Consider the following 10,421-nt stretch of genomic DNA (forward strand, 5'->3'; position numbering starts at 1 on the left):
TCACCTCCAATACCTCAATGGGTCATGATTTCTCCCATGACATTTTAAATAACAATAACCTCTTCCATTTATAACTTCAAATTTTAAAATTCCACTGTTTGAGGGTGAAACAATATTTGTGTCAAAATTTATTAATCCTAAATGATCTCCGTCTGTGGCTGTTCCCTGCGGTACACCATGGGGGTCATGACAAGCCGAACAGGGAATTTGCCCCCTAACAATATGCCTATAATGTAAACCAAAAGTGCTACTATTTGACAGAATCACATTGGGGTCGTGGCATTTAAAACACAATGCATAAGCTGAAGAAGAATAAGGCGTATAATCAGACATCTCGTACCTTTTCTCAAGTAAGTAAGGGTATATAGACCCGTGAGGACCCTCAGGGCCTGTTCCCCCGGTAGATACCGCATTATCATTGTTATGACAGTCTGTGCAATAAATAATAGATGTTTCAGAATAAGGGGGTTTTAAAGAAGGAACATTGTTGTTAGCCCCCTGACCCGCAATTGGATGGAAACTGGGGTTAGATGGGTTAATTGCCTGCCTTATATTGCTTGTATCAACCTGCCTATTTGCAAAAGGGGCAATATTAATATTTAAATTCGTTCCATGGCATTTTATACACACCTGATATTGGTATAAAGCGGGGTTAACAGTATTTCCCGATAAATCAGCCCCCTTCACATTGGACAACCTGCCAGAAACATCAGGAGCAGTAGCAGTATTTGAGTTTACGCTATGTGGATTATGGCAATCTAAACACTCAACATGGGCAGGCATAGTAGTAATATTTTCGATAGGATCATGAATATCTGTATAAGCATACACATTATGCACACTTGATTTAGAAAATTCTGACATAATGTCTTTAGATGCCACATTCCCATTGTGACAAACCGAGCAAACATTTTCTTCAGGGGTATTTGCAAGAAGAAAAGAATTGGAAGTGCCACCATGAGACCAATGACAATTCCAGCAGGCATTATCCGACACATTAGAGTAAAAATTTTTGGGCCAGGGATTGCTTCCCGCACCGTTCCACGAAGCAGTAGACAGGTTGTGTGAGCTTTGCTCAAAACCAGTTTTTGAATGACAGGTTTTGCATACTGCTGAATTAAGATTGGATTTTACTAAAAAATAGCCGTAAGTATCATCATGAGGGTTGTGGCAAGTTGTACATTGTACTTTCCCTGAGTGGTCCAATGCCACTTCATCTCCAACAGGGGGGTTATTTATTTCACTTCCCAATGTGGGGACAAAGGATACGGGATGGTCATTACGAAGGTCTGTGCCAAGGTTTGAACTTCCAGTTAACAACCCGTTATTTGTATTTGACATTGCAAAAGTAACATTGGGATTTTTCACAGAGCCAACTGAAATTGTTCCATCATGACAACTTAAACAAACCCTTGATGTCCCGTCAGGTTGATTTATCGCAGAGGACAAAGTAGAACTGCCATACAATACATAAACTGATGTAGTGCTATCCTTATTCCACAAAGGAACTTCATAATTAGAGTTGTGGGGAGTATGACAAAAAACACAAACCCTTGTAGTTTCCGTGGTGGTAACATTTCCTGTTCCAGATGCGGAAAGGTTATGTTTGGTATTTAAAATAGACGCATTAACTGAAATTGTGAAAATTATAACAAAAAAGCATAAATAAAATTTACTCATTTTCAGCCTCTACTCTCCAAATAGATATTCTTTGGTTCCATCTATCACATATATATATTAAACCATTTTGTGAAAAAATTCCAGATGGCATAACAAAACACTTTTCGCAATCCCCGTTTTTCCCAAAAAAAGTAAGAAAATTTCCGGTTTTATCAAATAGCTGAACATTGTCAAATACCACATCGGTTACAGCGATAAACTTGCCGTTAACAACCGCAATCCCCTTAGGCTTTGAAAAATACCCGCTACCATCTCCTAATTTTCCAAATTTTCTTAAGAAATTCCCTTTAAGGTCAAAAACCTGCACTCTGAAATTTAAACTATCGAGAACAAATAAAAAATTACCGTCGGTAGAAATAGCAGTAGGGTAATTAAACTCTCCTTCTTTGATTCCTCTTTTTCCAAATGAAAAAATAAACTTTCCTTCAAGAGAATAACAAGCAATCTTATGATTTTCAGTATCTGTTAAAAACATAAAATTATCTACAATACAAAGTGATGTAAACCTTTTTGAATTATCGGCAATCAAAATTCTTGCGGAAGATAAGTCTTTATCAAACTTCAAAACACCCTTTCTAACTGAATCAACGATATAAATATTATCTTTTTTATCTATCCAGATACTTACTGGAGTAGCCAACGGAATTTTCCCTACTCGGGAAACAACTTTTTTTATTTCACCATCGGCAGTAAGCAATAAAACCATCCCTTTGTCAACATCAGAAACCACAACATCGCCATTTGACAAAACACCTATGGCAAACGGTTTGGCCTGTAGATCTCTTTTACCTAATAACAATTTTTTTAAGGCATTGAAAAACCCTTTTTTCTCATGAGGATAAATATTTTTTACAAAGATGACAGAATTGGCAAATACAGTTAAATTAAAAATAAAAAACAATAAAAATATTTTTAAAAACTTCAAAAAAACCTCCTCACAGTAAACCTGTAATAATCATGTTTTTTATTTAGATAATTACTGTCATCTAAAATATGCTCGTAAAAAAATTCAACTCTTAACTTCCTTACGGTTGCACTTAAATTACAAACCACACTCTCTCTTTTTCTAACAAAACCGGTCTGGTTATAATCTAACTTTCTATAATTAAACTGAAAATTTATTCTCTGAAAAAAAGTACCGGATAAAAAAACAGAATTGTTTTTAAAATTTGAGAAGTAATCAATTGACAAAAAATTTAAATTATACTTTAAAAAATAATATCCCACTATTATTCTTTGAAATCTGTAGCTTATTTTAAAGTTTTCAGTTTTAAATTTATATTCCGAAAAAGAACCATAATATTTAGACCTGCTTTTTCTATAAAAAATTTTTTTGCTTTTAAACCCCCAAAACCTTTCCCTCAAAGTAAATTCTTCAAACGGAGTAATAATAAAATCAGAAATGACAGTATTATTACTTTTTTTAATGGAGCCTCCTACAGTCAAATATTTAAAAATATCTATTGATAATGAATCCTCATAATTATGAATTAAAGTTTTATAATCAGGGAATTGATTATAATCAAAAACAATTAGAACCGTTTCACCCTCATCAATCCCACCTCCATATAACCTTGTTATGACAACTGCCGACTCGGAAACTATTAAATTATAATCAATACCTTCAATATATACTTTTGTCCCGTCTTTAGACAACACTTTAATACTGGATGGAACTATACCATTTTGACTAATCCTGATTGTATCACCACTATCAAAAACAGCATACAACTGGGATAAAGCCAATTTACCTTCCGAAGAATTGGTAACATTTTGATACAATTGAATAAATTTTAAATTTATTCTGCCTGTTGGAATCCTCTTTTTATAATTCACCGAAAAAAAAGCAATGGAGCGGCTTATAGTATTTGAATCCGATGCTTCTTTTTGAAATGAAAATTTTGCAGACGATGTAAGGCTTAAGTATAAATTGTGCTTAAAATTAAAATCAATCGCAGAAAAATTTCTTTTTAGAGATTGTGTTTTAGAATTTAGAAAAGACAATGTTGATACAAAACTCAAATTTTTTCCAATAGGTTTTATATAATTTAAATTACCAGATTTTGTTTCTAAAAAACTCTGGCCATCAATTTTTCGAAAAGTCAAATGTGCATTAAGCAAACCAAACTCCTTGTTTTCAAATGCTTTATTCCAAACTACCATTGCATTAGTTGATATATAGTGTGTAAGAAATACAGATTCATTATAATTTTTGTAAGTCGCTGACAGAGATAAAGAAGAAAATTTTTTATCTATCAAATCAGATTCAAATTTAAAATTATTAGAAGATTCACGCCTATCATAATAAAGTAACGATTGAGAAATCACCGAATTATGATTAAAATCAAAAACAAAAGGGATTTTTTTCAGATTAGAGATTATTTTAAATCCGTTAGTCTGAGCATAATTAAAAAATCTACCGTAATAAACTCTGGGATAAGTATTTTCATTATTTTTAAAATAAAGCATTAAATGAACTGGCTTCTTTTTCAAAACAAAAAAATTGATATTATACCTGTTATTAAAATCCTTATACGCCTGTGAATCGGAAAATATCTCTGTTTTCGCATCGTTTAAAATCAAATTAGAGTCAACTGAAAATTCTAAAAAATAGGGATGGTAAACATATCCTCTAAAATTTAATCCCAAAGAGTACTTTAAAAAATTCTCGCTATAATCATACGACAAAGAATCACTTGCCTTACCTATCGTTTCGTCAAGAGATTCAGCTGAAGCGCTTAAATCACCTTGAAACCCATACAATTTCAACCATCTAATCTCTTGAGAATAGACAACAGTAAAAAAAAGCAAGAAAAACCCTATCATTAAAATTTTTTTTTGCGTCATATTTATATTGCCTTAAACTTTTTCATTATTTCCGGTTTAAGAAAAAACTTGTTATTTTGAGTGTGAGGGTCATGGCATTTTAAACAACCCGCTCTATTTTTATGATCTTTAATTTTTCTTATTTCATCCGGCTCATGGCACTGAAAACACAATTTTTCATCAGTATACCGCAACAAGTAGGGATTTGGAGATTTGTGAGGATAATGGCAACTTAAACAGGTACCGGGTGCCACAGGGCCGTGAACAAATTTTTGAAAAAACCTTTCTTTTTTGTGGCACTGGAAACAAAGTTCATTCTTTGGGACTACCAGAAAACTTTTTTTGTTCCTATCATGGCATTTCTCACACTTTCTCTCACCAAACGGCTTGTGAATACTGACAGTTGCATTAGCATTTTTTTTTCTGTTTATAGCTGCAACATTACGCCTTTCTTCTGGAGAACCCTTTTCATTTTTGTTACTTCCTGACACTTTGTTACTTTCCGATGTTGTTTGATACTCGGGCACACCGTCAAAGAAAACTGCTGCCAGCTGCCTATTTGCCGCACAGCCACTTGTAATCAACAAAAAAACCAGAATAAAAAAATGAGTTATTTTATTTCTTATTTTTATACTCACCGAAAGCATACACATTTACCTTATTATTGCCAAATTGAGAAGTTATGAATAATAAATACTTCGGTTGAAACTGTTTATCAATATATGCCCTAAAATATTGAGGGATTTCATAAGAAATCTCTATGTCAGCTGGCAAATTTATACAGCCTTTGCAATTTCCGGAATTTAAAAAGAATAGCAAAAGCTTAAAGTCCTTATCAAAAACCTGAACATTTTCAAACGCTGCATCTACCACATATATTCTTCCATCTTTATCCACTGCAATACCTTTAGGCCTTGCAAAAGTTCCTGGAATTGTCCCTATTTTACCGTAAGTAGCAATAAATTTCCCTTTCAAATCAAAAATTTGAAAACGGAAATTACTTGTTTCGCTAACATAAAGTTTATTGTTTACTACTTTAATATTAGTCGGGTGGAAAAGTTCCCCTTTTCCGCTGCCAGGTTTTCCAATAGTATACAACACTGTGCCATTTGTTTTATCAAACACGACAATTTTATGATTCCTAACATCACAAGCAAAAACCTTATCTTTGGTAACAGCCACATCAACGGGGGAAAATTTTGTCTTAACAAAATATGCTTTTACAAATCCCCCTTTTTGATTTAAGACAATTATTTCTCTCCTTATAATATCAGCAATATAAACATCTCCGTTTGTATCAATATCAATATTAACCGGCCTTCCAAGAACACCTGGAGCTTCACCTCTCCAGATTTCAAAAGTACCGTTTTCAAGATTTAATACAAAAAGCCCTGTCTTCATATCACATATAAACAATTTATTTTTAAACAATTTAACACCATAAGGTTTAATAATTGGAATACCTTTTTTTGCTTCTTCACCTAACACAAATTCAGCAAATTTGCTTTCTTTAACTTTAATATCATTTGTATTGGAAATCGTACATAAAAATTGATATTTAGGACTTGCCGGGAAAGGGGGATAAAAAACATGCTTAATCTTATTTATCTGCTCTTTTTTAGCCACATCAGGATGCTGCACACAAGAGATAAAACCAAAAAGCACAACCAAAAGAGTTAGATACAACTTTATTTTCACTTAAAACCCCCTAAATTTATTAAAAAACTGCCTTTATTGAATTATAGCAATAAAATCGCAAAAAACTTAAAAAACCCCGGGCAACCGGGGCTTGAAACACACAAAATTATTTGTTATGACAAGTTAAACAAAGCTGGCTACCCGCATTGCTCTTGATCAACAACTTATTAATTCCGTATGCATTATGAACTTCATGACAGGATGAGCACTCAACTTTGTTGCTAAAAAGCATGTCATTTGCAATTGTGCTTCCCAATCCACTATTTGTGGTAGCTGGGTCATGCAAACCGCCATCAGTTGTAGCCAAAGCAGTATCATAGGTAATTGAAATGGGGTGATCATTGCTAAGATCTGTTCCAAAGTTAGCATTCCCAGTAATATAATTTGTTCCAGTGGTAACACCACCAAAAGAGTCAAGCGCTACAGTTCCATCATGGCAGGACAAGCACAACTTAGACCTTCCGTCAGGCTGTCCTGGAGTAGCATTCAATGTACTTGAACTATAAAGTGTAAAAGTGGATGTAGTAACCTGGTGGTTCCAGAGCGGTGAATCCGTTACAGTAAGATCTGCGTTATGGGGAGTATGACAAACAATACAAATTTCCCCTGTAGTATTCCATCCGGCACCTGAAAAATCATGGGCACTCCCAACAATTCCCTGAGCACTAACTACCATAGAAAAAACAAATGAAGCCATTATTGCCGCACCTAAAAAAAGTTTTTTAAACATCATAAAACCTCCTGACAAAACATTCTCACAAACATAAAGCCCCATTATCATTATAATGATTTTTATCAAAATATCAACTCTTTTTTGTTATTTTTTTCACAATAAATAAAATTTTAGAAAAATAAAACAACAAAAGCCAAAACAAATCTTGCAATATACGCTTATTATTACATTTTTTGTAAAATAAAGCGAATCTTAATCTACTTATTAAAATTAGCTTTTATTTCAGTTGTCATTTAGAAGTGTAAAGTAAAAATACATTCCAAAGATGGATTTAATTTTATTTTTTCAAAAATCCCCTTGACATTACAAGATTAAACAAGAAATAATAAATCGACAAATTATGATTTTTTTCACAATTAAATATTTTTACTAATTTAATAAAAAAATGATATAATAAAAATATCTTAAAAAGAATTGATTTTATTAAAAACTGAAAACTTTTTTTGTTGGAGGGTTTATGAATAAAGAGGTAGATGTAGGCTGTGCAAGACCTACAGGGGGACCTGTGGGGAAGAAAGAAGAAGCCCCTCAACTTGAAGAAACCAATAACAAAAAGGAGGACAATTTTATGGTAATGGTAGGAAAACCTGCTCCCGATTTTGTTGCCCCGGCATACCACAAGGGGAAATTTATTGAAGTAAAACTTTCAGATTATTTAGGAAAATGGGTACTTTTATGCTTTTACCCTGGTGATTTTACCTTTGTCTGAGCAACAGAAGTTTCGGCAGTTGCCGAAAAATACCCAGAACTTCAAAAATTAGGCGTTGAAGTTCTCTCTATGAGTATTGACAGTATTTTTGTACACAAGATGTGGGATGAACACGAATTATCAAAAATGGTTAAGGGGGGAATTCCATTTCCAATGATGTCTGATACAGGCGGAAAGGTTGGAAGTATTTACGGGGTTTATGATGAAGACGCAGGGGTTGAAACAAGGGGAAGGTTTATTATTGACCCAGATGGCATTATCCAGGGATACGAAGTACTTACTCCTCCTGTTGGTAGAAATGTAAACGAAACTATCAGACAAATTCAGGCATTCCAGCTGGTTAGAGAAACTAAAGGAGTAGAGGCTACTCCATCAGGGTGGAAACCAGGCAAGGTAACATTAAAACCTGGACCTGATTTAGTAGGTAAAGTCTGGGAAGTCTGGAAAACAGACATGGCTTTTGATGATTAATTTTTTCTGGATATAAAAAAATTGAGCCCTTTTTAGGGCTCTTTTTTTTATATTTACCTCCCATTTTGTTGACAGCTTCGATTAAAATGTTATAATCAGTCTTTGTCTGGGAGGATTTCGTGCAGATAGAGTTTGCAAAAATAGAAGAAAAAATATTAAAAGGTGATTTTGACATTATCAACGAAAAGGTAATTCAAAATGAATTTGAATTTTTTACCATAAACAATGTCAATGTATCTTTCAGGGCATACAGAATTGATATTAATGATGTTTCAATTAAAGAAAAGATTAAAGGAAATATAACTTTAATTTGCACAAACTGCCTTGAAGAATACACACAGGACATTGATTTAAGCACAGAAACTATTTTCACAAAAGACAAAGGATTTTTAGGAGGAGAGGTTACATTAACAGAATCTGAGCTTGATGTTCAATACCTGGAAGGAGAAACAATAGATTTAAAGGAAGAAGCAATTAAAACTATTGATTTATTTATACCTATGTCGCATACTTGTAAAGAAGATTGCAAGGGATTATGCCCCATTTGTGGAGCAAACAGAAATATTAATCCCTGCAATTGTAAAATAGAAAAGGTTGATCCAAGACTACAAAAACTTAAAGAATTTTTAAATAAGGAGTAAGTTATGGCAAATCCCAAAAGAAGAACAGGAAAAGCAAGAAGGGACAAGAGAAGAGCACATGATTTTTTAAGGACAAAATCAACAACCATTTGTCCAAATTGTCAGGAAAGAAAGCTCCCTCACAGAGTTTGCCCTCATTGCGGCTACTACAAGGGAGTACAGGTTATTGAAGTGGAAAACTTCTAACCAGAAAACAAAAGCAAACAAAAAAGCCCCGCTTTCGGGGCTTTTTTTATAATCCTTTTTTGTTTGCTAACAAATAGTATATATAAATTTTTAAAAACGGGAATAAACAATATGTAAGAATCACGGCAATATTAATAAAAATATTGGTTTTATTTAATATCCCCAGTATAAAAAACAGGAAAGGCAATCCAACAATTAATATTACAAAAATTAAAAATTTTACAAATTCCCCTGCTTTAAAACCATTTAACGGAAGAATCAGGAATTTTAATCCTGGGTATTTTCCAAAATAGTTTAATCTTGATTTTATTTGGTAATGTCAAGTTAATTGTGTCAGGCATGGGAAGCCTCCCGGGAAAGAGAAGAAAAAAAGCGATTAAAAGAAGAAGAATACCTTAAACTCCTTGATTGATACTTCTCATTCTTGTCTGTGAAGAAAATGTAAAGAAACTTCTCTGCACTTTGTTCATTTTGAAAAAATCCTCGTATTCGTATGTAATCTTTTAACTCTTTAAAACACCTTTCCATCCAGTTTGTTGTTCTGAAGTAACTTCTTATCTCATCAGGGGCAAGGAGAAAGAATGTATAGTTATCAACTTTTGCCTTAATGTTTTTTAAAAACCTGTATATCTTTTTCCATTTTTCAATAAATGCAAGAAGTTTGGTTTTCCCTTCTTCCCTGCTTTCGCATTTCATTATCTCGTCTAATTCTTCTTTTATTTTCTCAAAATGATGTTTTCTTACTCTGTTTTTTATGTTTCTTTTCAGGTGAAACCAACAAAGTTGGTGCATAGTCTCAGGAAATTCTTCTTTTATCGCTTCAGATAAACCTGTTAAATCATCACTTATAATCAGTTTTACTCCTTTTAAGCCTCTTTCTTTTAAATCCCTGAATATTTCCTGCCAGAGGGATGCTTTTTCGTTTCCTCCAGGAAGAAAGTATCCTAAAATTTCTCTTTTACCGTCTTCAGACAGGCCCAATACTGCATATACTGCCTCTTTTGCCACACTGTCTCTTTTTAATGAAATGTATGTTGCGTCTATGTATAGCACGGGGTATGTTTTTGTTAATCTGCTGTTTTTCCATTTTTCAATTACTTCTTCAGATATTTCACTTATCCTGCTTACATATTGAGCGGATATGTTAGCCCCTATGAGATTTTTAATTACCCCTGCTGTCTTTCTTGTGGATACTCCTGCTATAAACATTGCCTCCACAATATCTTCAAGAAAAAACATTACCCTTTTTCTCTGGGGAAGCCATTTAACCTTAAACTGACTGTCTCTTGTTCTTGGAATTTGCAATTCAATCTCTCCTAAAAAGCTTTTAGGCGTTCGCTTATAATAACCGTTTGCCCTTGTTTGGCCTCTTGCTTCTTTTAAGTATCTTTCCCTCTCTTCCAACAACATTTCCTGCAACATTTTCTTGAAAAATTCTTTAAATTGAGTGAAAATTAAATCACTCATTGGTGGTACC

General features: G+C 33.4%; 10 protein-coding genes. 3 read left to right on the forward strand and 7 right to left on the reverse strand.

The annotated features are described in order from the left end of the window. The 6 genes from TTHT_RS06310 to TTHT_RS06335 all read right to left on the reverse strand — a co-directional run bounded on the left by TTHT_RS06310 (nucleotide 1) and on the right by TTHT_RS06335 (nucleotide 6,937). The gene (locus TTHT_RS06310) at nucleotides 1–1,680 is read right to left on the reverse strand and encodes a cytochrome c3 family protein (RefSeq protein WP_201327132.1); all 1,680 of its coding nucleotides are present in this window, start codon (nucleotides 1,678–1,680) and stop codon (nucleotides 1–3) included. Beyond that, nucleotides 1,673–2,605 (reverse strand): NHL repeat-containing protein, encoded by a 933-nt coding sequence (locus TTHT_RS06315; RefSeq protein ID WP_201327133.1) that lies wholly within the window; start codon nucleotides 2,603–2,605, stop codon nucleotides 1,673–1,675. Before TTHT_RS06315 ends, TTHT_RS06310 begins: the two co-directional genes overlap by 8 nt. After that, on the reverse strand, nucleotides 2,602–4,527 hold the full coding sequence (locus TTHT_RS06320) for a hypothetical protein (RefSeq protein ID WP_201327134.1): 1,926 nt from the start codon (nucleotides 4,525–4,527) through the stop codon (nucleotides 2,602–2,604). Before TTHT_RS06320 ends, TTHT_RS06315 begins: the two co-directional genes overlap by 4 nt. A 2-nt stretch (nucleotides 4,528–4,529) precedes the next feature. Continuing rightward, the gene (locus TTHT_RS06325) at nucleotides 4,530–5,153 is read right to left on the reverse strand and encodes a cytochrome c3 family protein (protein ID WP_201327135.1); all 624 of its coding nucleotides are present in this window, start codon (nucleotides 5,151–5,153) and stop codon (nucleotides 4,530–4,532) included. Then, a complete protein-coding gene (locus tag TTHT_RS06330) occupies nucleotides 5,122–6,204 on the reverse strand; it encodes a 6-bladed beta-propeller (RefSeq protein WP_201327136.1) in 1,083 nt (360 codons plus the stop codon). Before TTHT_RS06330 ends, TTHT_RS06325 begins: the two co-directional genes overlap by 32 nt. 106 nt (nucleotides 6,205–6,310) lie before the next feature. Then, a complete protein-coding gene (locus TTHT_RS06335; RefSeq protein ID WP_201327137.1) occupies nucleotides 6,311–6,937 on the reverse strand; it encodes a cytochrome c3 family protein in 627 nt (208 codons plus the stop codon). Between the two features lie 457 nt (nucleotides 6,938–7,394). On the opposite strand from TTHT_RS06335, the gene prxU reads away from it, so the two are divergent. The 3 genes from prxU (at nucleotide 7,395) to rpmF (ending at nucleotide 8,944) form a co-directional block, all read left to right on the forward strand. After that, nucleotides 7,395–8,117: a thioredoxin-dependent peroxiredoxin gene (gene prxU / locus TTHT_RS06345; RefSeq protein WP_269089378.1), complete on the forward strand. Its 723-nt coding sequence runs from the start codon at nucleotides 7,395–7,397 to the stop codon at nucleotides 8,115–8,117. A 119-nt stretch (nucleotides 8,118–8,236) separates the two neighbouring features. Then, the gene (locus TTHT_RS06350; RefSeq protein WP_201327140.1) at nucleotides 8,237–8,758 is read left to right on the forward strand and encodes a DUF177 domain-containing protein; all 522 of its coding nucleotides are present in this window, start codon (nucleotides 8,237–8,239) and stop codon (nucleotides 8,756–8,758) included. A gap of 3 nt (nucleotides 8,759–8,761) precedes the next feature. Continuing rightward, on the forward strand, nucleotides 8,762–8,944 hold the full coding sequence (gene rpmF / locus TTHT_RS06355; RefSeq protein ID WP_201327141.1) for a 50S ribosomal protein L32: 183 nt from the start codon (nucleotides 8,762–8,764) through the stop codon (nucleotides 8,942–8,944). Between the two features lie 333 nt (nucleotides 8,945–9,277). Here rpmF and TTHT_RS06360 read toward each other — a convergent pair whose 3' ends face one another. Further along, entirely contained in the window at nucleotides 9,278–10,411 is a 1,134-nt protein-coding gene (locus tag TTHT_RS06360; RefSeq protein ID WP_201327094.1) for an IS256 family transposase, read from the reverse strand. Nucleotides 10,412–10,421: the final 10 nt, after the last annotated feature.

This window comes from Thermotomaculum hydrothermale (assembly GCF_016592575.1).
GTDB lineage: Bacteria > Acidobacteriota > Holophagae > Thermotomaculales > Thermotomaculaceae > Thermotomaculum > Thermotomaculum hydrothermale.